20 protein-coding genes are annotated in these 26,507 nt (G+C 66.1%); 6 read left to right on the top strand and 14 right to left on the bottom strand.

Annotation, left to right across the window (positions count from 1 at the left end):
- Positions 1-185: 185 nt before the first annotated feature.
- On the top strand, positions 186-2,516 hold the full coding sequence (locus AC1RUR_RS05530; RefSeq protein ID WP_492842083.1) for a PAS domain-containing sensor histidine kinase: 2,331 nt from the start codon (positions 186-188) through the stop codon (positions 2,514-2,516).
- Positions 2,517-2,642: 126 nt separating this feature from the next.
- Here AC1RUR_RS05530 and AC1RUR_RS05525 read toward each other — a convergent pair whose 3' ends face one another.
- Together AC1RUR_RS05525 and AC1RUR_RS05520 are read right to left on the bottom strand one after the other, a co-directional pair.
- Positions 2,643-2,984, bottom strand: a complete 342-nt coding sequence (locus AC1RUR_RS05525; protein WP_492842398.1) for a DUF6984 family protein — start codon at positions 2,982-2,984, stop codon at positions 2,643-2,645.
- A 202-nt stretch (positions 2,985-3,186) separates the two neighbouring features.
- Entirely contained in the window at positions 3,187-4,080 is an 894-nt protein-coding gene (locus AC1RUR_RS05520) for a LysR family transcriptional regulator (RefSeq protein ID WP_492842082.1), read from the bottom strand.
- Positions 4,081-4,304: 224 nt separating this feature from the next.
- Here AC1RUR_RS05520 and AC1RUR_RS05515 point away from each other — a divergent pair, with 224 nt between their 5' ends.
- The 5 genes from AC1RUR_RS05515 to AC1RUR_RS05495 are packed head-to-tail and all read left to right on the top strand — an operon-like array spanning position 4,305 to position 10,288.
- Positions 4,305-4,790, top strand: a complete 486-nt coding sequence (locus AC1RUR_RS05515; protein WP_492842081.1) for a formate dehydrogenase subunit gamma — start codon at positions 4,305-4,307, stop codon at positions 4,788-4,790.
- Positions 4,787-6,343, top strand: coding sequence for a formate dehydrogenase beta subunit (locus tag AC1RUR_RS05510; RefSeq protein ID WP_492842080.1), 1,557 nt, complete (start codon positions 4,787-4,789; stop codon positions 6,341-6,343). Before AC1RUR_RS05515 ends, AC1RUR_RS05510 begins: the two co-directional genes overlap by 4 nt.
- Before the next feature lie 10 nt (positions 6,344-6,353).
- Positions 6,354-9,239, top strand: coding sequence for a formate dehydrogenase subunit alpha (gene fdhF, locus AC1RUR_RS05505; RefSeq protein WP_492842079.1), 2,886 nt, complete (start codon positions 6,354-6,356; stop codon positions 9,237-9,239).
- Positions 9,240-9,243: 4 nt separating this feature from the next.
- Positions 9,244-10,065 carry a formate dehydrogenase accessory sulfurtransferase FdhD gene (gene fdhD, locus AC1RUR_RS05500; RefSeq protein WP_492842078.1) on the top strand — a complete coding sequence of 274 codons (822 nt, stop codon included), beginning with the start codon at positions 9,244-9,246 and terminating at the stop codon, positions 10,063-10,065.
- A complete protein-coding gene (locus AC1RUR_RS05495) occupies positions 10,055-10,288 on the top strand; it encodes a formate dehydrogenase subunit delta (RefSeq protein WP_492842077.1) in 234 nt (77 codons plus the stop codon). Before fdhD ends, AC1RUR_RS05495 begins: the two co-directional genes overlap by 11 nt.
- Here the strand turns inward: AC1RUR_RS05495 and AC1RUR_RS05490 are convergent.
- The 12 genes from AC1RUR_RS05490 to AC1RUR_RS05435 form a co-directional block, all read right to left on the bottom strand.
- Complete coding sequence (locus AC1RUR_RS05490) at positions 10,245-13,232, bottom strand: bifunctional [glutamine synthetase] adenylyltransferase/[glutamine synthetase]-adenylyl-L-tyrosine phosphorylase (RefSeq protein ID WP_492842076.1); 2,988 nt, start codon at positions 13,230-13,232, stop codon at positions 10,245-10,247. The genes AC1RUR_RS05495 and AC1RUR_RS05490 overlap by 44 nt on opposite strands.
- Entirely contained in the window at positions 13,229-14,689 is a 1,461-nt protein-coding gene (locus AC1RUR_RS05485) for a sensor histidine kinase (RefSeq protein WP_492842075.1), read from the bottom strand. Before AC1RUR_RS05485 ends, AC1RUR_RS05490 begins: the two co-directional genes overlap by 4 nt.
- On the bottom strand, positions 14,673-15,353 hold the full coding sequence (locus AC1RUR_RS05480; RefSeq protein ID WP_492842074.1) for a response regulator transcription factor: 681 nt from the start codon (positions 15,351-15,353) through the stop codon (positions 14,673-14,675). Before AC1RUR_RS05480 ends, AC1RUR_RS05485 begins: the two co-directional genes overlap by 17 nt.
- A 273-nt stretch (positions 15,354-15,626) precedes the next feature.
- On the bottom strand, positions 15,627-17,204 hold the full coding sequence (locus tag AC1RUR_RS05475; protein WP_492842073.1) for a Do family serine endopeptidase: 1,578 nt from the start codon (positions 17,202-17,204) through the stop codon (positions 15,627-15,629).
- A gap of 222 nt (positions 17,205-17,426) precedes the next feature.
- On the bottom strand, positions 17,427-18,770 hold the full coding sequence (locus tag AC1RUR_RS05470; protein WP_492842072.1) for a methyl-accepting chemotaxis protein: 1,344 nt from the start codon (positions 18,768-18,770) through the stop codon (positions 17,427-17,429).
- Between the two features lie 128 nt (positions 18,771-18,898).
- Positions 18,899-19,381, bottom strand: coding sequence for a cytochrome c-type biogenesis protein (locus AC1RUR_RS05465; RefSeq protein ID WP_492842071.1), 483 nt, complete (start codon positions 19,379-19,381; stop codon positions 18,899-18,901).
- Between the two features lie 5 nt (positions 19,382-19,386).
- The gene (locus tag AC1RUR_RS05460) at positions 19,387-21,369 is read right to left on the bottom strand and encodes a heme lyase CcmF/NrfE family subunit (RefSeq protein ID WP_492842070.1); all 1,983 of its coding nucleotides are present in this window, start codon (positions 21,367-21,369) and stop codon (positions 19,387-19,389) included.
- On the bottom strand, positions 21,366-21,857 hold the full coding sequence (gene ccmE / locus AC1RUR_RS05455; protein ID WP_492842069.1) for a cytochrome c maturation protein CcmE: 492 nt from the start codon (positions 21,855-21,857) through the stop codon (positions 21,366-21,368). The genes AC1RUR_RS05460 and ccmE overlap by 4 nt, the downstream gene beginning before the upstream one ends.
- 37 nt (positions 21,858-21,894) lie before the next feature.
- Positions 21,895-23,004, bottom strand: coding sequence for a c-type cytochrome biogenesis protein CcmI (gene ccmI, locus AC1RUR_RS05450; protein ID WP_492842068.1), 1,110 nt, complete (start codon positions 23,002-23,004; stop codon positions 21,895-21,897).
- 131 nt (positions 23,005-23,135) lie between these two features.
- Positions 23,136-23,405, bottom strand: coding sequence for a hypothetical protein (locus tag AC1RUR_RS05445; RefSeq protein WP_492842397.1), 270 nt, complete (start codon positions 23,403-23,405; stop codon positions 23,136-23,138).
- Between the two features lie 99 nt (positions 23,406-23,504).
- A complete protein-coding gene (locus tag AC1RUR_RS05440) occupies positions 23,505-24,908 on the bottom strand; it encodes a hypothetical protein (protein ID WP_492842067.1) in 1,404 nt (467 codons plus the stop codon).
- Positions 24,909-25,069: 161 nt separating this feature from the next.
- A complete protein-coding gene (locus AC1RUR_RS05435) occupies positions 25,070-26,446 on the bottom strand; it encodes a sensor histidine kinase (RefSeq protein WP_492842066.1) in 1,377 nt (458 codons plus the stop codon).
- Positions 26,447-26,507 lie beyond the last annotated feature (61 nt).

Here is a 26,507-nt window from a genome sequence, read left to right as displayed (position 1 = left end):
CCGTGCACGTGGGTTTGCGGACTCTCGACGCGCAAACTGCGCGTTGGATAAGAATAAATTCGCATTAACGATTCGTTGACTCTCGACAGCCCGGCAAAACTGGATTCAAATCGGTTTGATTCGGAAGCGACGTGGGGCTGCCTCCGAACTCAAGTTGCAAGCAGGTTTTCCAGGGGGCCGAAGGCATGTCGCGTGCAGACGCCGCGAACGCGTGCGTCCAATCCGATTCGATCAAAGGATTGGCGCAATCGATCGCGAAACCTGCCTATCATCGGCTGCTGATCGCGGAGCCGGCGCTTCGCCGCGCCGTGCCGACGCTCATCATTGCGTTCCTGATCACGATCTGCCTCGGTGCGTTCGTGCAGGTCGTCGACCAGACACGCCAGAAGCGGCTGGTGATCCGCCATGACATCTCCGCACTCGCCGATCTGCTCGCCGAGCGCATCGACCGCCTCACCTCCTCGCGGCAGGAACGGCTGAAGAACATCGAGAGCCTGCCGGCGCTGCTGCCCGACCTGATCCCGTCCTGGGGCACGGCCACGGGCCGCCACGTCATCGTCACCTCGGCCGGCGTCGACCGCCGCATCCTCGCCCGCATTCCCGTCGACAGCGATCCCTCGGGCAACGACCGCCTGCTCGATTCCATCACCACGGCGCAGCTGCTCGCGGCGCCGCCGCGCGACGGCAACATCTCCGACATGACGCTGCCGAACGGCAACGCCGCGATGGCGACCTCGCGGCAGATCAAGTCGCTGCCCGGATTCGTCACCGTGATCCAGGAACGCAACGAACCGATCTGGGGCTCCGACGCCGCGCTCTCGGTGACGCTGTCGGCCACCACTGGCTTCGTCGTCCTGATCCTCGGTTTCGCCTTCCACTGGCAGTCGACCCGCGCCCGCGAGGGCGACCTCATCAACGACGCCGTGCGCGGACGCATCGACACCGCGCTCAACCGCGGCCGCTGCGGGCTCTGGGACTGGGACCTGTCGCGCGGCCGGATCTTCTGGTCGCAGTCAATGTTCTCGATGCTGGGCCTCGACGGCCGCAACGAGCTCCTCACCTTCGGCGAGGTCAACGCGCTGGTGAAATCCGACGACATCGACCTGTTCGCGATCGCCGACCAGCTCATCTCCGAGAAGATCGACCACATCGACCAGACCTTCCGCATGCAGCATGTCGACGGCCACTGGATCTGGCTCCGCGTCCGCTGCGAAAAGACCAGCGGCGCGACCGATTCCAGCGTGCACCTGATCGGAATCGCGGTCGACATCACCGAGCAGAAGAGCCTCGCCGAACGGACGGTGGAAGCCGATTTGCGCCTGCGCGACGCCATCGAGACCATTCCGGAGGCCTTCGTGCTGTGGGACGCGAGCGACCGCCTCGTGCTCTGCAACTCGCACTTCCAGCGCCTGCACAAGCTGCCCGACAGCGCCGTCATTCCCGGCACGTCCTACGAGACCGTGCTGGAAGTCGGCCGCATGCCGGAGGTGCGCACCCGCCACAACGAGACGGCGAGCCAGGGCCCGGGCGCGCGCACCTTCGAGGCGCAGCTCGACGACGGCAGCTGGCTGCACATCAGCGAGCGCCGCACCAAGGACGGCGGCTACGTCTCGGTCGGCACCGACATCACCCGCATCAAGGAGCACGAGCAGAAGCTGGTCGACAACGATCTGCGCCTGCGCGCCACCGTCATCGACCTCAAGCGCTCGCAGGCCGCCCTCGAACGCCAGACCAACGAGCTTGCGGATCTCGCGGAAAAATACCAGCGCGAGAAGACTCGCGCCGAGGAAGCCAACCAGACCAAATCGAAATTCCTCGCCAATATGAGCCACGAGCTGCGCACGCCGCTCAACGCCATCATCGGCTTCTCCGAGATCATGGGCTCGGGCCTGTTCGGCGAGCTCGGCAGCGAGAAGTACCAGGAATACTGCCAGGATATCCTGACCAGCGGCCACTACCTCCTCGAAGTCATCAACGACATCCTCGACATGTCCAAGATCGAGGCCGGTCGCATGAAGCTCGACATGGAAGAGCTCGACCTCGCGCGGACGCTGGCGGAATCCCTGCGCGTCGTCTCCGGCCGCGCGCAGGACAAGCACCTGACGCTCGATGCCGATATCGAGACATCCATCTCGGTCGTCGCAGACCGCCGCGCCACCAAGCAGATCATCGTCAACCTGCTGTCGAACGCGGTGAAGTTCACGCCCGACGGCGGACGCATCGTGGTGCGCAGCCGGCAGCTCGACGACCGGATCGTGCTGATGATCGCCGACACCGGCATCGGGATCGCCCCGCACTCGCTGGCACGGCTCGGACGCCCGTTCGAGCAGGTCGAGAGCCAGCTCACCAAGACCTATCACGGCTCGGGACTGGGCCTCGCCATCGCACGCTCGCTGGCGCAGCTCCACGGCGGCTCGATGCGGCTGCGCTCGAAGATCGACGTCGGCACCGTCGTCCGCGTGACCCTGCCGCGCGATGCGATCAAGGCGGCAGCCGGGATTTCGGCCGCGGCCTAGGGCTTGAACTCATAAACGTCAGCTTCCGAGGATTAAGCGGAAGTCGCCCCGCTCGGCCTGCATCGACCGCTTATGACCCGAAGCGGACTTGCGCCGAGCTGAATTTTTAACAGCTTTGAGCTTCGCTCAGACTGACGCTCCGTGGCGACCCGTTACGGGGCGAAGTTCAGCTAGAGCCGCGATGCGCTGTAGTGGCGAAAAGTCCACCTTCCAAAGATCGAGCTCAAACAATTCTCCTCGCTGATCAACATTGAGCGCGACTGAGACGGTCACTCCATCTGCGTCATCGAATTCGGCTTCGCCAATGCATTTGCCCCAACGGCGGTCTGCGCTACCGACAAAGCAAAGACTACCCATCCCACCGTCGTTGATTTCTTCTACGAGGCCAAAATGACCATGCAAAGGTGAGGAGTGCCCCAGAATAAAGGCAACTAGGTCTCGCTCGTTGGAGGTGAGTGGGCGTGGCATCTTCTTTAACGCAGCAATTGGTGCGAATTGGCTATACCACGCCACGCTTGCGATGTCCGCTGATGGGCCCAACGCGGAAGTCCTGCGACATTCCGATTTCGCGCCGCTATCGGGGGCATAGCGGAGCCCGCATCGCGAGCATCTCGAACCATACAGGCCAAGCTCATCCGGCAGGCTGCAATGGCCATATGCGATAGCCCTGCTACAATTGCAGCGACGGCGCCACTTCCCGTGCGACATTGACCAGCGCCGCGATCAGCGGCGTCATCGGATCGCGCTGCGGGATCACCATGCCGATGCTGTAATTGACGTCGGGCTCGACGATCGGGATCGAGCGCACCGTGTCCGACAGGCCGAGCGTCTCGGCGAGCTTGGCCGGCATCACGCTCGCCCAGCGCCCCGTCTTCACATGCGTGAACAGCACCAGCAGCGAGTTCGAGGTCAGCGTCGGCGTCGCCTCCGCGCCGACCGAGCGCAGCGCGCGGTCAATGATGCGGCGGTTCTGCATGTCAGGCGTAAGCAGGCACAGCGGCACCTGCCCGACCTCGGTCCATGTCACGGTCTCGCGATCGCCGAACATCGCATCCGGCGCGGTGAGGAGACGATAGCTCTCGTTGTAGAGCGGGATGGTGCGCACCTTGCCGATCGGCTCGTTCTCGATATAGGTCAGCCCCGCGTCGACCTCGAGATTTTCGAGCAGCCCCAGCACCTCCGACGACGTCGTGGACTGGATGCGGAAGCGCACCTCGGGATGCCTGGCGCGGAACGGCGTCGTCAGCGAAGCCACCATGCCGAGCACGGTCGGAATCGCCGCAATGCGGATCTCGCCCGAGAGCTTGTGCTTCAGCCCGTTGATCTCGTCCCGCATGGCCCGCGCATCGCCGACGATGCGCCGGGCCCAGTCCAGTGCCCGCTCGCCCTCGGGGGTGAAACCCTGGAAGCGGGAGCCGCGCTGGACCAGCATCACGCCCAAAATCTCCTCGAGCTGCTTCAGCCCGGTCGACATGGTCGGCTGGGTGACGCCGCAGACCTCCGCGGCACGTCCGAAATGCCGTTCCTTCGCCAGCGCCAGCAGCAGTTCAAGCTTGTCGATCAACCGGACGTCCCCTCGAATTCTGTCGTGTCAGGCAAGTTAGCACGGCGGGTCGTTGTCAACACGGAAAAACCGGCAAGCGGAACGCGGTTAATTGCATTTCCGTATCGACCGATTGCACTCGCCAATCGATCCGAATTCGCAATCGCAGCATGAGACTGCTTTATTGATCTTCGAACGATTCCAAATAGTTTGCGAGGAAGGGACGCTCAATCTGAGAACGAATAATGACAGCGGTCTACGAACCTTACGAGCCTTGGGACGAAACGCGCGGCGCCGAGATCATCGACGAACATGCCAGGCAGGAGGGCGCGACGCTGGTCATCCTGCATGCGCTCCAGGAGGCGTTCGGCTACGTGCCGGAGGCCGCCATTCCCATGGTGGCGCAAGCGCTCAATCTGTCACGCGCCGAAGTGCATGGCGTGTTCACGTTCTATCATGATTTCAGGCACAAGCCCGCCGGCCGCCACCTGCTGAAGCTGTGCCGCGCGGAAGCCTGCCAGGCTGCGGGCGGCGATGCGCTGGCTGCGCGCGCGGAAGCAAAGCTTGGCGTGCCGCTCGGCAACACGACCGCCGATGATCGCGTCACGCTGGAGCCGATCTACTGCCTCGGCCTGTGCGCGACCGCACCGTCCGCGATGCTCGACGGCCGGCTCGTCGGCCGCCTCGACGAGAAGCGCCTCGATGCCCTGGTTGCGGAGGCACAGCGATGAGCATGCGTCTCTTCGTCTCACGCGACGCGGGTGCGGTGGCCGTCGGCGCCGACGAGGTTGCGCTGGCGCTGGAGCAGGCTGCGGCCAAGCGCGGCGTCGCGGTCGAGATTATCAGGACCGGCTCGCGCGGCATGTACTGGCTGGAGCCGCTGGTCGAGGTCGCGACGCCGCAGGGCCGGATCGCGTTCGGCCCGGTCACCGAGACCGACGTGCCCTCCCTGCTCGACGCGCTCGCCAGCAACGCGCCGCATCTGCTGCGGCTGGGCGCGACCGACGAGATTCCCTGGCTGAAGCGCCAGACCCGCCTCACCTTCGCCCGTTGCGGCGTGATCGATCCGCGCTCACTCGACGACTACCGCGCCCATGGCGGCTACAAGGGCCTGGAGCGCGCATTGACGCTCGGCTCGGATGCGATCCTCGCCGAGGTTACCGCATCCGGACTGCGCGGCCGCGGCGGCGCGGGCTTCCCGACCGGCATCAAGTGGAAGACGGTGGCGCAGGCCAAGGCCGACCGCAAGTTCATCGTCTGCAACGCCGACGAAGGCGACAGCGGCACTTTCGCCGACCGCATGATCATGGAAGGCGATCCCTTCCTGGTGATCGAAGGCATGACCACCGCCGGCATCACCGTCGGCGCATCCAAGGGCTACATCTACATCCGCAGCGAATATCCGCACGCGGTCGAGGCGATGAATGCCGCCATCCAGGCCGCGAAGCGCGGCGGCTATCTCGGCGACAAGATCGGCGGCTCGACCACCAGCTTCGACCTCGAAGTCCGCGTCGGCGCCGGCGCCTATGTCTGCGGCGAGGAGACCTCGCTGCTGGAGAGCCTCGAAGGCCGCCGCGGCATCGTGCGCGCCAAGCCGCCGCTGCCGGCCCATCACGGCTTGTTCGGCAAGCCGACCGTGATCAACAACGTGCTGTCGTTCGCCGCCATCCCCTTCATCCTCGCCGAAGGCGCCAAGGCCTATGCCGATTTCGGCATGGGCCGCTCGCGCGGCACGATGCCGATCCAGCTCGCCGGCAATATCCGCCATGGCGGGCTGTACGAGACCGCGTTCGGCGTGACGCTCGGCGAGCTCGTCGACGACGTCGGCGGCGGCACGTTCACCGGCCGGCCGGTCCGCGCGGTGCAGGTGGGCGGTCCGCTCGGCGCCTACTTCCCCCGCGCGCTGTTCGACACGCCGTTCGACTACGAGGCCTTCGCCGCGCGCGACGGGCTGATCGGCCATGGCGGCATCGTCGTGTTCGACGACAGCGTCGACATGCGCAGGCAGGCGCGCTTTGCCATGGAATTCTGCGCCGTCGAATCCTGCGGCAAGTGCACGCCCTGCCGGATCGGCTCGACCCGCGGCGTCGAGACCATCGAGAAGATCATCAACGGCGAGCGCGTCCACGAAAACCTCGCGCTCGTCGAGGACCTCTGCAACACCATGAAATTCGGCTCGCTCTGCGCGCTCGGCGGCTTCACGCCCTACCCCGTGCTCAGCGCACTGAAGCATTTCCGGGAGGATTTCGTCCCGGCGCCGACCACGCTTCAGGCCGCGGAATAGGAGAACGACAATGTCTCTGATCGAAGAAATCGACTTCGGCACGCCGCGCGCCAAATCGGAAACGATGGTGACGCTGACCATCGACGGCAAAGAGATCTCGGTGCCCGAGGGCACCTCGATCATGCGCGCGGCGATGGAAGCCGGCCACCAGATCCCGAAACTCTGCGCGACCGACATGGTGGATGCATTCGGGTCGTGCCGCCTCTGCCTCGTCGAGATCGAGGGCCGCGCCGGCACGCCGGCCTCCTGCACCACGCCCGTGATGCCGGGCCTCGTCGTGCACACCCAGACCGACCGGCTGAAGAAGCTGCGCAAGGGCGTGATGGAGCTCTACATCTCCGATCACCCGCTCGACTGCCTCACCTGCGGCGCCAATGGCGATTGCGAGCTGCAGGACATGGCCGGCGCCGTGGGCCTGCGCGACGTGCGCTACGGCTATGAGGGCGAAAACCACGTCTTCGCCAAGACACCTGGCAAGACGGATGGCTGCACCAACGACAATTGGATGCCGAAGGACGAGTCTAACCCGTACTTCACCTACGATCCCTCCAAGTGCATCGTCTGCTCGCGCTGCGTCCGCGCCTGCGAGGAGGTGCAAGGGACCTTCGCGCTGACCATCTCCGGCCGCGGCTTCGACAGCCGCGTCTCGCCCGGCATGAGCGAAAGCTTCCTCGGTTCGGAATGCGTCTCCTGCGGCGCCTGCGTGCAGGCCTGCCCGACCGCGACGCTGACTGAGAAGTCGGTGATCGAGATCGGCCAGCCCGAGCACTCGGTCGTCACCACCTGCGCCTATTGCGGCGTCGGCTGCGCCTTCAAGGCGGAGATGCGCGGCGAGGAAGTCGTGCGCATGGTGCCCTACAAGGACGGCAAGGCCAATCGCGGCCATTCCTGCGTCAAGGGCCGCTTCGCCTGGGGCTACACCAATCACAAGGAGCGTATCCTCAATCCGATGATCCGCGAGCGGATCGAGGATCCCTGGAAGGAAGTATCCTGGGATGAGGCGTTCTCCTTCGCCGCCGCCAAGATGCGCGGCATCCAGAAGAAGTACGGCCGCGACGCCATCGGCGGCATCACTTCCTCCCGCTGCACCAACGAGGAAACCTATCTGGTGCAGAAGCTGATCCGGGCCGGATTCGGCAACAACAATGTCGACACCTGCGCCCGCGTCTGCCACTCGCCGACCGGCTATGGCCTGTCGCAGACCTTCGGCACCTCCGCCGGCACGCAGGATTTCGACTCGGTCGAGGACACCGACGTCGCCGTCATCATCGGCGCCAACCCGGCCTCGGCTCATCCGGTGTTCGCTTCGCGCCTGAAGAAGCGACTGCGCCAGGGCGCCAGGCTGATCGTGATCGATCCGCGCCGCACCGAGATGGTGGAATCGCCGCATGTGAAGGCGCTGCACCTGCCGCTGATGCCCGGCACCAACGTCGCGGTCGTGACCGCAATGGCGCATGTCATCGTCACCGAGGGTCTCGTCAACGAAGCCTTCGTGCGCGAGCGCTGCGACTGGGCCGAGTTCGAGGAATGGGCCGCCTTCGTCGCTCAGCCCAAGCACAGCCCCGAAGCCACCGCGATCCTCACCGGTGTCGATCCGAACGATCTGCGCGAAGCCGCGCGCATCTACGCCACCGGCGGCAATGGTGCGATCTATTACGGCCTCGGCGTCACCGAGCACAGCCAGGGCTCGACCACGGTGATCGCGATCGCCAATCTCGCGATGGCAACCGGCAATATCGGCCGTCCCGGCGTCGGCGTGAACCCGCTGCGCGGCCAGAACAACGTGCAGGGCTCCTGCGACATGGGCTCGTTCCCGCACGAGCTGCCGGGCTACCGCCACATCTCGGGCGATGCCGTGCGCGACCAGTTCGAGGCGCTGTGGAACGTCAAGCTCAACCCCGAGCCGGGCCTGCGCATTCCCAACATGTTCGACGCCGCCATCGAAGGCACGTTCATGGGCATCTACGTGCAGGGCGAGGACATCCTGCAATCCGATCCGAACACCAAGCATGTGGTCGCCGCGCTGTCGTCGATGGAATGCGTGATCGTCCACGACCTCTTCCTGAACGAGACCGCGAACTACGCCCACGTCTTCCTGCCCGGCTCGAGCTTCCTCGAGAAGGACGGCACCTTCACCAACGCCGAGCGCCGCATCCAGCGCGTGCGCAAGGTGATGACGCCGAAGAACGGCATGGCCGACTGGGAGGTCACCATCGGCCTTGCCAAGGCGATGGGCTACGAGATGAACTACAGCCATCCCTCCGAGATCATGGACGAGATCGCGGCACTGACGCCGACCTTCACCGGCGTCTCCTACGCCAAGCTCGACGAGCTCGGTTCGGTGCAGTGGCCCTGCAACGAGAAGGCGCCAGAGGGCACGCCGGTGATGCATATCGGCGGCTTCGTCCGCGGCAAAGGCAAGTTCATCGTCACCGAATATGTCGCAACCGACGAGCGCACCGGTCCCCGCTTCCCGCTGCTGCTCACCACGGGCCGCATCCTCAGCCAGTACAATGTCGGCGCGCAGACAAGGCGCACCGAGAACGTGGTCTGGCATGCCGAGGATCGCCTCGAGATCCACCCGCACGACGCCGAGCAGCGCGGCGTGCGCGACGGCGACTGGGTGCGGCTGCAGAGCCGCGCCGGTGAGACCACGCTGCGCGCGGAGATCACCGACCGCGTGTCACCGGGCGTCGTCTACACCACCTTCCACCACCCGGACACGCAGGCAAACGTCATCACGACAGACTATTCGGACTGGGCCACCAACTGCCCCGAATACAAGGTCACGGCGGTGCAGATTTCGCCGTCGAACGGTCCGTCCGACTGGCAGAAGTCCTATGACGAGCAGGCCCGGCACTCCCGCCGCATCGCGCCTGCCGAAGCTGCGGAGTAACGGCATGCATGTGCCGGTTCAGGCCATCGACCGCGAGATCTGGCGCGACGGTGCCGCGTCGGAAGGGACGCGGCTGATCCCGGAGGAGACGCCGCTGGCGCTGACCTATAATGGCGGCACTTACGCCGTCATGATGGGGACGCCACAGAACCTCGAGGACTTCGCCGTCGGCTTCAGCCTCAGCGAAGGCATCGTCAGATCGGTCGATGACATCCGCTCGCTCGAAATCGTCCGCCTCGACGACGGCATCGAGCTGCGCATGTGGCTTGCGCCGGACGAGGCCGCGCGCATCAGCGAGCGGCGACGTCATATCGCCGGTCCGACCGGCTGCGGCATCTGCGGCATCGAGTCCATTGCCGAAGCCGTGCGGCCCGCGGCCGTCGTGCCGCGGGGGCAGAGCTTCACGCCCGAGCAGATCATGGCGGCGACGCAGGCCATCGCACCGCTGCAATCGATCAACATGCAAACCCGCGCCGTTCACGCCGCGGCGTTCTGGTCCGGCAACATCGTCGCGCTGCGCGAGGATGTCGGCCGCCACAACGCGCTGGACAAGCTCGCAGGTGCGCTGGCGCGCAGCCGCACCGATGCGCGCGGCGGCATGGTGCTGCTGACGAGCCGCATCTCGGTGGAGATGGTGCAGAAGACCGCCGCGATCGGCGCGCCGCTGATGGTCGCGGTCTCCGCGCCGACCGCGCTCGCGATCCGCACCGCGGAAGCCGCCGGCATCACGCTGATCGCCATTGCCCGGCAAGATGGATTCGAAGTGTTTACGCATGGGGACCGCATCGTCGCCCGCCATGCCACGGAGATCGCCGATGTCGCCTGACCGCTTGATCTACATGGCCAACCAGATCGGCAGGTTCTTCCAGAGCCAGGGTCATGACAAGGCCGTGCCGGGGATTGCCGAGCACATCAAGAAATTCTGGGATCCCCGGATGAAGCGCGCGATCTTCGCCCATCTCGACACGGGCGGCGCGGGCCTGGAGCCGAACGTGCGCGAGGCCATCACCTCGCTGAAGCAGGCGACGTCCCTCCCAGCAGCGCCCTGAACACGCGCCGCACCTCGCTCTGCGTCTCCTTCACGCGCGCCTCCAGCGACGAGAAATCAGGCGCATCGCCGGCGCGCGCCATCACGCGCAGCAGATCGGTTCCGGCGGTTTCCGGCTTGAAACGGTCGCTGACGCAGAGCCGCAGGATCTGTGTCAGGTCGTGATAGAGCCGCGCGGCGGCGCGCAGGATCTCGGCCTCCGACTGCGGCAGCACGCCGAGCCTGGCGGCATTGTCCAGCACCTGAAGCGTGCTGACGTCGAGAATATCAGGCTTGTCATGGGCATGCACGAGCTGGAGATATTGCGCGATGAAGTCGATGTCGATCATCCCGCCAGCGGCATATTTGAGATCCCAATAGTCGGTCTCGCCCTTCTCCTGGCCGATCGCGCGCCGCATGTCGGCGACGTCGTTGGCGACGGTTGCGCGATCGCGGCGGCGGGTCAGAACATCGCGGATGACGCGCTCGATCCGCTCGCGGAAATCAGCCGATGCCGACACCACACGCGCGCGCGTCAGCGCCATGTGCTCCCAGGTCCAGGCCTCGTTGGCCTGGTAGTCGGCGAAGGAAGCCAGGCTCGAGGCCACGGGGCCGGCGCGCCCTGACGGGCGCAGCCGCATGTCGATCTCATAGAGCACGCCATAATTGGTGCGCGTCGTGAAAGCGCTGATGAGGCGCTGGGTGAAGCGGGCGAAATAATGCGCGCCCTGGAGCGATTTCGCTCCATCGGAGTCCGGGTTCTCGCTGTCGAAATCGTAGAGCAGGATCAGGTCGAGATCGGATGACGCCGTCATCTCGCGGCTGCCGAGCCGGCCCATCGCGATGATCGCGGTCTCCTGCCCCTCGATCCGTCCGTGCTGGGCGGCAAAGCGATCGGCGACGAGGCCATGCACGGTATGGACGATGCCTTCGGCGACGTCGGCAAAGGCCGTGCTCGCCTGCTGCGCCGAGACGGTGCCGGAGAGGATACGCGTGCCGATCAGGAACAGGCTCTCCTGCCCGAACAGGCGCAGGCGATCCAGGAACTCCTCATATGAGGCGGCATCCTGCACGGTAGCGGCGAGCCGCCCCGACAATTCCCGCCTGTCCGGCATCGCGCCGAAGAAGCGCGGATCGATCAGCCCGTCCATGAGCTGCGGCTGCCGCGCCAGCATCTCGCCAAGCCGCGGCGCCGCGCCCAGCACCAACGCCACCAGCGCGACGAGGTCGCGGTTCTGGCCAAGCAGCGTGATGAGACGGCCGCCACGCTGAAGCGCCCCAAGGAAATGATCGAACGCCACGACGGCGCGGTCCGGCTCCTCGGCGTGCGCGAGGCCGTCGATCAGGGCCGGCACGAATTCAATGAAGGCACTTCGCGTCGCCTCATTGCGGAATACGCGATAGTCGCCGGTGATCCAGTCCCGCACGATCTGCGCCACGGCGGCGGGCTTCTTGAAGCCGAGCGTCGTCAGGTGCTGGAGCAGGCGCGGATCGTCGGGACCTGCACTGTAGTCGAGCGCCGGCAGCTTTGCCGTCCCGGTCGGGTCATCTCCCTCGAACAGCTTCTCGTAGTGCCCCTGCACGATCCCGAGATGGCGCAGCAGGTCGCGCGCAAAGGCCTCGCGATCCGGATAGCCGAAGAACCGGGCAAAGCGTTCGACCGCCTCCTTGTCGTCGGGCAGCGCATGGGTCTGCTCGTCGGCGATCATCTGGAGGCGGTGCTCGACCCGCCGCAGGAATTCGTACGCCCTGGTGAGCTCGTCACGCGCCGCGATGGTGATCCAGTTGCTGGCGGCGAGCACGTCGAGCGCGGCGAGCGTCGGCCGCACCCGCAATTCCGGATGACGGCCGCCGGCGATCAGCTGCTGGGTCTGCGCGAAAAACTCGATCTCGCGGATGCCGCCGCGGCCGACCTTGACGTTGTGGCCTTCGACCGCGACCTCGCTCTGGCCGCGATAGGTCTGCATCTGCCGCTTCATGTCGTGGACGTCGGCAAGCGCGGCGAAGTCGAGATGCTTGCGCCAGACGAAGGGGGCGATCTCGGCGAGCAGCGCCTCGCCTGCCCTGGCATCGCCGGCGCAGGCGCGCGCCTTTATCATCGCCGCGCGCTCCCAGGTGCGCCCTTCGCGCTCGTAGTAATGCAGCGCGGCGTGCCGCGAGATCGCCACCTGCGTCGAAGACGGATCAGGGCGAAGCCGCAGATCGACGCGGAAGACGTAGCCGTCATAAGTGCGCTGCTGGAGAATGCGCGCCACGCCCTGCGTCACGCGGACGAAGAACGGCTGCGGCTCGATATCCGGCGCGAGCGTCGTCGCGTCGGGGTCGAAGAACACGATGAGGTCGATGTCGCTGGAATAGTTCAGCTCGCCCGCGCCCATCTTGCCCATCGCGAGCACGATCAGGCCGCACCCCTCGTCAGCTGCCTCAGGATTGGGCGGCAGGATCTTTCCACGTGCGGCTTCCTGCCGCAGCAGGTACTGGAGCGCCACCTGCACGGAGGCGACCGCGACATCGGTCAGCGCTGCCGTTACCCGCATCACCGGCCAGACCCCGCCGATGTCGCACAGCGCGATCAGAAGCGCCGCCTCCGCCTTCATGCGGCGAAGCAGCCGCATCACCTCGGCCTCGTCAGGTGCCGCGAGCACCGCGTCCCTCGACTCGGCGATCAGCGCGGCAAGATGTGCATCCGGATCGCATTCGAGCAGCCGGATCAGGCGCAGCGGATCGGCGCGCAGCAGATCGAACAGATAGGGCGAGAATTCCGCGATGCCGGCGAGAATCCTGCGGGCGAAGGGATGAACCAGCAGCGCCTCCAGACGAGCCGTTTGTGCCGGCTCGAGCGCGGCCAGCCAATCTTCAAAACGTCGTTCGTCGGTTGTGGAAGCGGCAATATGGGGAGCCTCCGCGAAGCGCGCGGCCAGGCCCTCACCATGCTTGTCCGCGTTTCCCGGCGCGGAGTGGTTCATGCCACCTTCTGTGGCACATCCGGTATTGGAGGAGCAACCCTGTCGCCCGCGCTCGCACGCGTCGGCAGCACCAGCGTGGCGACGAGGCCGGGCTGGGCATCGCCCAGCCGCAATTCTCCGCCATGCAATGTGGCAACCGCGGAGGCGAGGCTGAGGCCGAGGCCGGAGCCCGGCAGCGTGCGGCTGGCCTCAAGCCGCACGAATCGCTCGACGACATGCTTGCGATCGGCCTCGGGAATGCCAGGCCCGCGATCGGTGACGCTGAGCAGCACGTGGTCGCCCTCGCGCTTGGCCTCGACGGTGATCTGCCGGCTGTCCATGCTGACCACGGTTCCCGCGGTCGGCGAAGCAGGCTTGCCATATTTGATGGCATTCTCGACGAGATTGGCGAGTGCCTGACTGATCAATTCGCGGTTGCCGTGAATCGGCGCGCCTTCCGTCTTGACCTTCAGGGTCATGCCGTCGTCCTCGGCGAGCGGCTCGTAGAGTTCGTGGATACCGGCTGCAACCTCGGCGGCGTCGAAATCGTCCATGTTGCCGCGCGCCTGGCCGGACTCGGCGCGCGCGATCATCAGCAGCGCGTTGAAGGTGCGGATCAGCCCGTCGGATTCCTCGATGGTCCGCTCCAGCGCGGCACGATAATCGGCCTCGCAGCCGGATTTCGCCAATGCTTCCTCGGCGCGGTTGCGCAAGCGTGTCAGCGGCGTCTTGAGATCGTGGGCGATGTTGTCGGAGACCTCCTTCAACCCCGCCATCAGCGCCTCGATGCGCTCCAGCATGGCGTTGAGGTTTTCGGCGAGGCGGTCGAGCTCGTCGCCGCTGCGTCCCACCGGCAGGCGTTCGCTGAGATCGCCAGTCATGATGCGATGTGCCGTGCCGCTCATGGCGTCGATGCGCCTCAGCACCCTGCGCGCGACGAAGACGCCGCCACCGAGCCCGAGCACGACCACGATCAGGATCGACCATTGCGCGGCCTTGGCGACGATGCCGAACAGGCGCCGCCGCTCGGCAAGGTCCCGGCCGATCAGAAGCCGGAAACCGTTCTCCAGTTCGGTGACGCGCACGAGCGCACGATGGTCGCGATCATCCGCGTCCTCGATGCGCCGGTAGGCGGTTTCGGTCCAGCCGCGCGTCGCCATCACGCCGGGCGCGAGCGAGCCGACATTGCCGGCAATCGCCTGCCCCGTCGGCGTGGTCACGAGGTAGAGGTTGGCGCCGGGTCGCAGCGCCCGGTATTCGATCGCCAGCACCAGGCCGCGCAAGCCGCGGCGGCCATAGATCTCGTTGATCTCCGAGGTCTCGGCATTCACCGTCTGCGTGATTTCCTCGGTAATCAGCCGCCGGGTATTCCAGGCGAAATAGGCAAGCAGTGACGCCGCGAACATCGCGAACAGCAGCAGATAAACCAGCGTCAGCCGGAATGCCGTGGTGCGGACGAGTTTACCGAATGCCGTCACGGATCATGTACCCGGCGCCGCGGATGGTGTGCAGCAGCGGCCGCTCAAAACCCTTGTCGATCTTGGAGCGCAGCCGCGAAATGTGCACGTCGATCACGTTGGTCTGCGGATCGAAATGGTAGTCCCAGACGTTCTCCAGCAGCATGGTGCGTGTCACCACCTGGCCGGCATGCTTCATCAAATATTCGAGCAGGCGGAATTCACGGGGCTGGAGCGTCAGTTCGTCCTTGCCGCGGGCGACGCGATGGGAGAGCCGGTCGAGCTCGAGATCGCCGACACGATAGAGGGTATCCTCGGCCGGGCCGCCCCGGCGGCGCGACAGCACCTCGACGCGGGCGAGCAGCTCGGCGAACGAATAGGGCTTGGGCAGATAGTCGTCGCCGCCGGCGCGCAGGCCCTTGATGCGGTCGTCGACCTGTCCGAGCGCGGAGAGAATCAGCACCGGCGCGGTGTTGCCCTTGTCGCGCAGCGCGCCGATCAGCGACAGGCCGTCGCGCTTGGGCAGCATGCGGTCGACCACCAGCACGTCGTAATCGCCGTTCTCGGCCATGGCGAGGCCTTCCTCGCCGTCGACGGCGTGGTCGGCAATGTGTCCGACTTCGCGAAACGCCTTCACGAGGTAGTCGGCGGATTCGCGGTCGTCTTCGATGATGAGGAGGCGCATCGTGCGTTCGGCGGCGGTCAAGGAGGTCAACCTTCTCTAAACATGGCGCGAGCGGCAATCGCATGCAAGCCGAGTGGGAGAATCTCGGGTCGAGAAAAAGGCGGGCGGTGAAGCTGGGGGGACCTCACCGCCCTAGGCCTTCCGACGGAGGGGGGCGTAATTCCACCGGAAGGTAGACTGGGGAAGCGAAATTTACGCTGCTTCCCCGAAGGGCGCCGGCGGCGGGGGCGACTGATGCCGGCGACACCCTTCATTGCGTCGGCCTCCTGAGGCTCACCCCTTGGCGAGGGGGATCGCGACGAAGCGCGACTGGCCGCCGCTCTTCACGCGCATCAGGACGCTGTTCTTGTTGTCGGTCCGCGCCGTGTTGATGGCGTCGCGGACTTCGCCGGCAGTGCTCACGCTCTTGCCGCCGACTTCGAGAATCACGTCGCCTTCCTTGAAACCGCGTTCGGCCGCGGCGCTCTTCGGATCGACTTCGGTGACGACGACGCCTTCCTTGCCGGCGCCGGCCACGGAATTGGCGGGCGCAACCGTCATGCCGAGCTTGGGCACGTCAGTGCCGCGGCTCGCGCCCTTGCCGCTGTCATTGTCGACGTCGGCCTTGGCCTCCACCGTGTTCGGCAACTGGCCCAGGGTCAGGTTCACGACCTTGTCCTGGCCCTTGTGCAGCACGTTGAGCTTCACGGTCGCACCGGGGGCCAAGCCGCCGATGGTGCGGGCGAGCTCGCGGGCGTCCTTGACGGATTCGCCGTTGACCGAGGTGATCACGTCGCCGGACTCGATGCCGGCCTTGGCGGCCGGACCGTTCGCCTGCGGCTCCGCCACCAGCGCGCCTTCGGCCTTCTTCATGCCGAGGCTGTCGGCGATGTCTGATGTCACCGGCTGGATCTGCACACCGATCCAGCCGCGGCTGACCGAGCCCTTGTCCTTGAGCTGGGCCACGACCGTCTTCACGGTAGAGGCCGGGATCGAGAACGCGATGCCGACGCTGCCGCCGGAGGGCGAGTAGATCGCGGTGTTGACGCCCATCACTTCACCATTGGTGTCGAAAGCGGGACCGCCGGAATTGCCCTTGTTCACGGGCGCGTCGATCTGGATGAAGTCGTCATAGGGACCGTTGCCGATGTCGCGGCCGCTGGCCGAGACGATGCCGGCGGTCACGGTGCCGCCGAGACCGAAGGGATTGCCGACCGCGAGCACCCAGTCGCCGATCCGCGGCTTGCCGTCGGCAAGCTTGGCGAACGGGAAGTTCGAGCTGCCCTCGACCTTGATCAGGGCAAGGTCGGTGCGCTGGTCGGTGCCGATCACCTTGGCGGTGTAGGTCTTGCCGTCGTCGGTGGTGACCTCGACCTTGTCGGCGCCGTCGACCACGTGGTTGTTGGTCACGGCAAAGCCGTCAGCCGAGATGAAGAAGCCCGAGCCCTGGCCCTGCACGACGCGGCTACGGCCGCCCTTCATGCCCGGGAAACCATCCGGACCACCGAAGCGACGGAAAAAGCGCTCCATCGGAGAGCCCGGCTGGAACGGCGAGGAGGAATCGTCGCCGTCATCGTTGCTCGCGGTCTTTTCCTTGATGTTGACCTTCACCGAGATCACCGACGGCTTCACGCGCTCGACGATATCGGCAAAACCGACCGGACGTTCGACCTTCCGGACCTCGTTGTTGACCTGCGCATGCGCCGGGCTCGAGAACAGGTCGGCCGGCGACACCGACGGGCTGAAGCCGTAGACGGCGGCACCGAGGCCGGCGACGACCGAGGCCATCAGCGCGATCTTGCGCGCGGAGAAGACCGACCGGCGCGGCTGCCGGTAGGACGGAAGGTTCGAAAGGTCGGGACGTTCGGTCATGCAGAGATCTCCAGGGCCTTGAAATCCATTTGGTGCCGGATGGCAGCACCTTACGGACCTGAAGATGGGGGCTCCCGCCTTACCGTGCGCTGGCGGCGGGGTTAAACTTTCGTAATGAAGGGGCGGCCCGATGCGGCAGTTTAGCGCAGACCGAAAGTTGTGGTCTTACAGGAACTTATTCGAGTTCCAGTGACAGGCCGACACGCGTGGTTTTTGACGAGCTCAGCTTGCCCTTACGCTGACGATGAACGCGTCGACTTCACGCTTCAGGGTCTCGGCCTGCTGCGACAGATCGACGGCGGAATCCCGGGCCTCGGCCGCCATGCGACCGGTCTCGGCGGAGGTCGAGGTGATCTGGACGATGTGATTGGACACGTCGAGCGTGCCGCGCGCGGCGTCCTGGACGCTGCGCGAGATGTCCTGGGTGGCGTTGCGCTGATGGGCGGTGTCGACCTCGATGCCGGACATGATCGACGAGATCTCCGACAGCGTCTTCGAGATGCCATCGATCGCGCCGCGCGTCTCGGCGGTGATGCCCTGGATGCTGGCGACATGGGAGGTGATCTCCTCGGTCGCCTTGCTGGTCTGGTGCGCGAGGCTCTTCACCTCGGAGGCGACCACGGCAAACCCCTTGCCGGCTTCGCCAGCCCGCGCCGCCTCGATGGTGGCGTTGAGCGCAAGCAGATTGGTCTGCGACGCGATCGCCTGCACGAGCTGCACGACCTCGCCGATCTTGTCGGCGGCGTCGGACAGCGTGTGGATGGTGTCGCGGCTCTTCTCGGCTTGCGCCGCCGCGCCCTCGGCGCGCTGGGTCGCATCGGTGACGCGACGGCTGATCGTGCCGATCGAATTCGTCATCTCCTCGGCGGAGCCGGCGACCGTCTGGACGCTGGCACTGGCCTGGCTCGCCCCGCTCGCCACCGCACTGGCCTTGGTGCTGGTGTCGTTGGCCGTCCGCGACAACGTCTCGGCATTGCTCTTCAGATGCACGGCCGACGAGGCCACGCTGTCGACGACGCTGGCGACGAGATCGTTGAAGCGCTTGATCCGCGCGTCGAGGAATTTCGACCGCTCGGCCTGGTGCTGCGCTTCATGCAATTGCTGCTCGGTCAGGCGACGCCGTTCGAGCCCATTGGTCTTGAAGACCTCCAGCGCACCGGCGAGGAGGCCGATCTCGTTGGTGCCGCCCAGCCCGGGCACGGGCGTTTCGAACTTCTGGTCGGCGACCTCGCGCATGGCATGCACGATCGCCGCCAGCGGATTGAGGATGCCGTTGCGCACGGCAAACCAGGTCGTGAGGCAGATCGCGCAGGCGACGACCGCGATCACGCCGCAGGCGATCAGGAAATAGGAGAAGGCGGTCTGGGCCTGCTGGTAGATCTGCATCGCGTGATCCCGCGCGGGCCCGCTCAGAGCGGCGAAGTCCGACGACAGGCTGGTGATCTCGTTGTTCAGATAGAGCACCGCGACGAAACCGGTGCCCCCTCCGATGCCGAGCAGGAACAATAACGCAGCGACGACGGCGCCGACCAGGAAGCGGATCGTCAGATTGCTGTTCGCGAACATCGGGGACTCAGAGGCTGGAATCGAATCTCGCGACAAGCTTCCAGACAAAGGTCAAAATAGGATGAAATACGCGCGCAGCGTGCGGTGACCTACGTATCATTACTGAGGCCAGGACGACTGCGGCGCAGCTAGGGCGACTTGGCCTCGTCCGACATCAACGCCGCAAGCCTAGCCTCTTCATCGGGCGTGAGCGGCGGCGCCGGTACGTCTGCACCGCTTTGCGAGCGACGCCGGATTTGCAGCCACAGCGCCAGGCCGCCGCCGATCAGCAGCAGCGGCCCGAGCAGCCACAGCAGCATGGTTTGCCGCTCGAAGCGCGGCTTGAGCAGCACGAACTCGCCATAGCGCGCGACCAGGAAGTCGAGCACCTGCGAATTGCTGTCGCCGGCCGCAATGCGCTCGCGCACCAGGAGCCGCAGGTCGCGCGCCAGCGGCGCGTCGGAATCGTCGATCGACTGGTTCTGGCAGACCATGCAGCGCAGCTCGCGCGACAGGTCGCGCGCACGCGTCTCCTTCGCGGGATCCGACATGATCTCGTCAGGCTGCACGGCATGCGCGGCGGGCGAAGCCAGCAGCGCAAGCGCGACGAACGCGGCCATCATCCGGCGCATCAAAATCACTCCGCCGGCTGCAGGCGCTGCTTGGCGCGTGCCGGCTTCGGCGCGCCGACCCGCAAGCGCCGGTCGGACAGCGACAGCACGCCGCCGAACGCCATCAGCACCGGTCCCCACCATATCAGCAGCACCAGCGGCTTGTGATAGATGCGCACCGCAATGGCGCCCTCCGCGTTTGCGTCGCCGAGAGACACGTAGAGCTGGCTCGCGCCGCGCGTCAGCAGCGCGGCCTCGGTCGTCGAAGAGCCGCGGGTGGTGAAGCTGCGCTTGGACGGCGTCATGACACTGAGCGTTTCGCCGTCACGGCTGACGTTGAACTCGGCGATCATCTCGCGATAATTCGGGCCCTGGCGCTGGAACAGCCCGTCGAGCTTCACGTCGTAGCCGGCGACATGGGCGACGTCGTTCTGCTTCATCGTCGCGATGTATTCGCTGTTCCAGGTGGTCTCGCAGACGATGCCGATCAGCGCGACGCCAAGGCCGGCATGCGCCAACGCCGCGCCCCAGGCCGAGCGTGGCAGGCCGCGCGCCCGGTGCAGCGCCGTCGCGAACGGCAGCCGCGCGAGGCCGGTTCGCTCGACGATGTCAGTGACGGCGCCGGCGATGACGAAGACGCCGAGCCCGATCGCGAGCGGCGCCAGGGCGCTGCCGCCGCGCGTCCAGGCCCAGACGATGGCGATGACAACGAGCCCGGCAACGCCGGCCGCGAGCAGGCGCTGGGTGACGCCGAGCAGATCGCCGCGCTTCCACGCCAGCATCGGCCCGAACGGCACGGCAAGCAGCAACAGGGTGAACAGCGGCGCAAAAGTGAGGTTGTAGAACGGCGCGCCGACCGACATCTTGAAGTCGGCGAGCATCTCCATCGCCAGGGGATAGAGCGTGCCGAACAGCACGACCGCGCAGGCGACGGTCAGCAGCAGATTGTTCAGGACCAACGCGCCTTCGCGCGAGATCGGCGCGAAAAGCCCGCCCTGCTTCAGCGATGTCGCGCGCCCCGCGAACAGCGACAGGCTGCCGCCGATGAACAGGCAGAGGATCAAGAGAATGAACACGCCGCGGGTCGGATCGGTGGCGAAGGCGTGCACGGAGGTGATAACGCCCGAGCGGACCAGGAACGTGCCGAGCAGCGACAGCGAGAAGGTCAGGATCGACAGCAGGATGGTCCAGACCTTCAGCGCGTTGCGCTTCTCCATCACCAGCGCCGAATGCAAGAGCGCAGTGCCGGCAAGCCACGGCATCAGCGAGGCGTTCTCGACCGGGTCCCAGAACCACCAGCCGCCCCAGCCGAGTTCGTAATAGGCCCAGTAGGAGCCCATCGCGATGCCGAGCGTCAGGAAGATCCAGGCAACAAGCGTCCACGGCCGTACCCAGCGCGCCCAGGCCGCGTCGATCCGCCCCTCCAACAGCGCCGCGATGGCAAAGGAGAACGAGATCGAGAAACCGACATAGCCGAGATAGAGCATCGGCGGATGCACGGCGAGGCCGATGTCCTGAAGCACGGGATTGAGATCGCGCCCCTCGATCGGCGGATTGGCGATGCGCAGGAACGGATTCGAGGTCACCAGGATGAAGAGATAGAAGGCGCTGGCGATCCAGGCCTGTACGGCCAACACATGCGCGCGCAGCGACAGCGGCAGGTTGTTGCCGAACGCCGCAACCAGTCCGCCGAACAGAGCGAGGATCGACACCCACAGCAGCATCGAGCCTTCATGGTTTCCCCACACGCCGGTGATCTTGTAGAGCAGCGGCTTCATCGAGTGGGAATTCTCGTAGACATTGGCGACGGAGAAGTCCGAGTCCACGTGCAGCATCACCAGCGCGATGAACGACGCGCCGACGAACAGCAGTTGCGCCAGCGCGGTCGAGCGCGCCACGTTCATCAGCGCGGCATCGCGCAGGCGAGCGCCGATCAGCGGCACGATGGACTGGACGAGCGCCAATCCGAGCGCCAGCACCAGCGCGTAATGTCCTGACTCCGCGATCACCGCACCGCTCCCTGCGGGTTGCCCTGCGCGGTCGTGGCCGCAGGCTTCCCGCCGTAATCGTCCTTCCAGTGCCCCTGCTTCTTCAGGGCATCGGCGACATCCTTGGGCATGTAGGTCTCGTCGTGCTTGGCGAGCACGGTGTCTGCCTTGAACACGCCGTTGGCGTCGAGCGCGCCTTCGGCGACCACGCCCTGCCCTTCGCGGAACAGGTCGGGCAGGATGCCCTTGTAGGCGACCGGCAGCTTGGCGCCGCCGTCGGCGACCTCGAAACTCACCGCGAGATTGTCGCCGCGCTGGAGCGAGCCGGGCTGCACCAGGCCGCCGAGACGAAACCGCTTGCCGGGCGCAACGTGCTTCTCGGCGACCATGGTCGGGGTCGAGAAGAACACGATGGAGTCGCGCAGTGCGTTGAGCACCAGCGCGGCGGCGAGCGCGAGCACGGCGAGCGAGCCGCCGATGATGGTCATACGTCGCTGCTTGCGCGTCATGGCGTATCCGTTCTCCGCTCGTCTCGTCGCAACATCGTCATCCTTCGAGCCCCAGGGCCTTGAGGCCTTCGTTGAGCTGGCGGAGCCGCTCGGCATCCTTGGCGACCGCCTGACGAGCGTCGGTCGACGCGCCCATCGCCTTGTCACGATCACCCATCACCAGGTAGGCACGCACGAGCCGCAGCCAACCCTCGACGTCGTCGCCGTTCTGCTTCAAGCGCGTCGCCAGACGCTCGACCATGCCGCGAATCATCGCGTTGCGATCGCCCTCGTTCATGTCCTTGGAAGCAGCGACCGTCTCATCGGACAATGCCGGCATCGTGCCGCCGCCAACCCGCGCCAGCGAGGACTGCACCAGGGACCGCCACGGCGCATCTGCCGGGGCCTTGGCCAACAGCGCGCGCCAGATCGTGACGGCATCGTCCTTGCGGCCGTCCTGCTCGGCGGCTACCCCCAGGAAGTAATTCGCCTTGGGATCGTCGGCGTCGAGCGCATGCGCGCGCTCGAATTCGGACTTCGCCTCGGCGGTCACCACCCCGCCGGCTGCAGCCGAGATCGCTTCGCCGAGATTGGACCGGCGCTCTGCGCTCTCGCCATTGTAGGTGATCGAGTTGCGATAGGCCCGCGCCGCGTCGTCGAAGCGGCCGAGTCGCTCCAGCACCGGCGCAAGCACGTTCCAGCCGCGTCCGTCGGTCGGATTCTTTTCCAGATGTTGCTCGACCTGCACGACGAGGTTCTCGAGCGATCGCGCCATGCCGGAACCGGACCCGCGCTCCCGCTGGGCCAGCGGAAAGTCCTGAAGCCTCGGCGAGCCCAGCGGCATGTAAACGCCGATCGCGACGAGCGGCAGGCCGACGAGCGCGAGCACGGCTGCCGCACGGCGCCATTTGAGGCTCGATGTCGGCTCCGCTACGGGCTCGCCGCCAGCGGCAGCGAGCAGCCTGCGGCTGATCTCGATGCGCGCAGCCTCGGCCTCAGGCGCAGCGATCAGTCCGGCGGCGAGATCACGCTCGATCTCGGCCAGCTGGTCCTTGTAGACGACGACCTCGCTGCCTTGATCCTGCATGCGCGCGCTGCGGCCGAGCGGCCAGAGCACGGCGAAAATCGCCGCGACCGTCATCAGCGCGAACACGAACCATAGCGTCATCTGGCAAGCTTCCGGCAGCGCGCCACCCGCGCCCACAGGTGGCTTTACACCACGGCCGGACGATGCGGCAATTGACAATTGTCAATCCGACGTGACCACGCACGGTCCCGAAACGGTTAAACTCCAACGGCTTAGCCGATCTCGAAGTCCACGCTCCGAGCGGCGTCCTCGCCGTGACCGTTGAAGGCCTTCAGGAAGTATGTTCCCGGCTCGATGGCGTCCGGCAATCTGATGCGCAACGCCCCGACCGGAACCGGCGATGCAACCCTCGTGACCGTCTCATGCAGTTGCCGACCGCTTGCCTTCTCGACCAGCACCACCTTCGCGCCGACCATCAGTCTTTGATACTTGGCAACAATGACGCGGTTCTCGATTTCGATAGAGCTGATAACGGGTTTCATGCGCCCACAAATAGAAATTCCCCGGACTTGCACCGGGACCGTAAGGCCCGTCACCGGCAGCGTCAACCTCAAATTGTAGTCACAAAATATGCGCTTGGATCAGCTCGCGCGCGACGATTTTCGCTCGCCCGTGAGTGCGTTCTCCGCGGCGCGGCTCATCAGCGAGGCGTAATCATCGCCGAACAGCACCTGGCAGAAGCGAATCGCGGCCTGCACCTGCTGCTGCCTGTAGGTGCGGACTTTGTGATCGGCGGCGCGCAGCGACTGCACCAGCTGTTCGGTCGAGCGTTCGACGTATTGCTGCAGGTCGGAATAGGTGCGCAGCGTCACCTCGTTGATCGCGAGCTCGCTGGCGTAGTTGCGGCAGGTCGCGACGAAATCGATCAGTGCCGCAGTTTCCTCCACCTCGGTGCTGTCGATCCGCGCGCCCGGCGGAATGTCCTTCTCGGGGCGCTGGCGCAGGATGCGGCGAACGCGGCCGGGAACGCTGTCGATCTCGGATTGCAGCGCATTGGAGATATCGGCCCGGATCGAAGTCAGCTGCTTGCCCCAGGCCGAATCGTTGCGCAGGTCGAGCTCGGTGCGCAGGCCGCGCACGCCGTCATGCAGTGCCTTGAGATTGTCGGCGACGTTGTCGAAATGACCGCGCTTGATGTCCGTGCGCAGGATCGCGGCCACGCAGGACAAATCGTGCAGGGCGATCGTGACGGCGACGCCATAAGGCGTGGCCGCCACGCGGATCTCGTCGTCGGACGCGGCGATCTTGATGGCGAGGCGAATGATCTGCCACGGCGCGGTCATCCGCTGCACGACGATCGACAGCGCGAAGGGCAGCATCTGCGGCGTCTGGAGAACGGGAATGTTGAGCGCCGAGGTCACCGAAGCGATCTGGGAATCGCCGAAGGCGCGCAGGAAGCGCGGCAGCTTCTCGTTCAGGGTGGCGATGGCTTCGCGGACCTGGAGCACGGCCCCGACCGAATAGAGATCCTCGATCACCGTGGGCGGGCCGACGCGGGCGAGCGCGCGCGACTTGTCGCCGCCGCCAGGTCCGGTCAGCCCGAAGATGGCGTCCGCGGCCACGGCCTGGAGCCGCGAGGCGAGAGCTTCGACCTGTCCCGCACTGTCCGCAGCCGGCATATGCGCCAGCGTCGCCTCGAATTCGGTCACCTTGTCCGGAGCGCCGTCACGGCCGAGCCATTGCCAGATCGGATGCAACGAGGAGCGGCGGATCTGTCCGACCCGGATCGGGGCGCCTGCCTCGACCAGGAACGGTTCCAGCACCTGGAACAGGAGCCGCGACAGATCGTCGGTGCGCGGCGGCGGGGCTTCGTCGGCTTCCGTCTTGCGGACGATCTTGCGCAACTGCTCGAGCACGAGGGTCGCCACGGCCGTATCCTGGCCGCGCTCGAGCGCGCGCTCGAACTCCCGCATCAGCAGCGCCTGCGACTGCGGCGGGAGCTGCGCGAGATATTCCCTCAGCCGCTCGATCGATGTCTGGCTCATGCGCCCGGGTAATGCACGGTAAAGTGGCGGACATGGGATGCGTCCGGGCGCGATCATAGGAGGCTGCGCCTTAAGAAGCCGTTGAGGACGTTGCCTCGAATGCCTTCGTTTTGCTCCCGATCGGCCCCCCCTGAACCAAATAACCCCTTGGGAACAGAGGATTATATTCCGGGAAGCACCAGTTCGGCCCGCAGGCCCCCGGTCGGCGCGCCGCCAAGGGAGAGGTTGCCGCCATAGAGCGCGGCAAGGTCGGTCACGATGGACAGGCCCAGCCCCGAGCCCGGCTTGGACTCGTCGAGCCGCTGGCCACGCCGGGAGACCTGGGCACGCTCCGCCTCCGACAGGCCGCGGCCGTCGTCATCGACGATGATCCGCAGGCGCGGACCCGCGCCCGCCTGGTGCGGCGTCTCCACCAGCACCTCGATGAAGACGCGCGAGGCCGCCCATTTGCAGGCATTGTCGACGAGATTGCCGACCATCTCCTCCAGATCCTGCCGCTCGCCGCGGAATTTCGCGGACGGATCGGCCTTGGCCTCGACCACGATGCCGCGCTCGCGGTGGATCTTCTCCATGGTCCGCCGCAGCGCCTCGATGGCGGGTGCAACCTCCGTCACGGTCGCAACGACCGAGACGCGAGCTGCGATGCGCGCCCGCTCCAGGTGATGGGCGACCTGGTCGCGCATCACGTCCGCCTGCTCCATCACCTTGGCCGCGAACGGATCGGCGGCGTGGCTGCCTGCCTCATTGACGATGACCGAAAGCGGCGTCTTGATCGCATGGGCGAGATTGCCGACATGGGTCCGCGCGCGCTCGACGATCTCGCGATTGGCGTCGATCAGCGCGTTGGTCTCGCGCGCCAGCGGCGCGATCTCGACCGGGAACTCGCCCTCGAGCCGCTCGGCCCGCCCCGAACGGATGTCGGCGATGGATTCGGAGATGCGCTTGAGCGGCGCAAGGCCGAAGCGGACCTGGAACACCGTGGTCAACAGCAGCACGATGCCGAGCGCGGTGAAGGTGCCGCCGAGGTAGTAGTCGAAGCTGCGCGTCTCGTCGAAAATCTCGGTGTCGTCGCCGGCGATGCTGACGAGAAACTTGCCGTCGGCGCCGAGATCGACGGGACGTTCGACCATGCGCAGGTTCTGGCCCTCGGGACCATCGACATAGCCGACCCGGATGCCGGCGGCGGTAAGCTCGGCCCCCTGCTCCTCCAGCTTCGGCAACTTCTTGTCCCAAAGCGAGCGCGAGGAGCGCACCTCCGGCTTTTCGGTATCGGTGCGCGTGATCTGCCAATACCAGCCGGACAGCGGCAGCTCGAACAGGGGCTCGCCCAGCGACTGGAACTGGCGATCCGGCGGCTCGTCCGGGGTCGCGACCTCCGCGATGAGGGTGCGGAGATAGAGATTGAGCCGGCGGTCGAAGGCACGCTCGGTCGCGTTCTTGTAGACCGACGACAGCACCACGCCGGTGATGGCCAGGATCACCACGAGCCACGCCGTCGCCGACAGGAACAGGCGGTTGGCAAGCGAGCTGGCGGGCATCGGAATGATCCCGGAGGCACGGGGTGGCATGGCGTCGGACGTCATGACCGGACCAAGGCCC

Source organism: Bradyrhizobium sp. GW821-FHT12B03 (genome assembly GCF_058807535.1).
The sequence above is the reverse complement of the archived record's forward strand: the minus strand, read 5'-3'. Positions and strand labels throughout refer to the sequence as shown.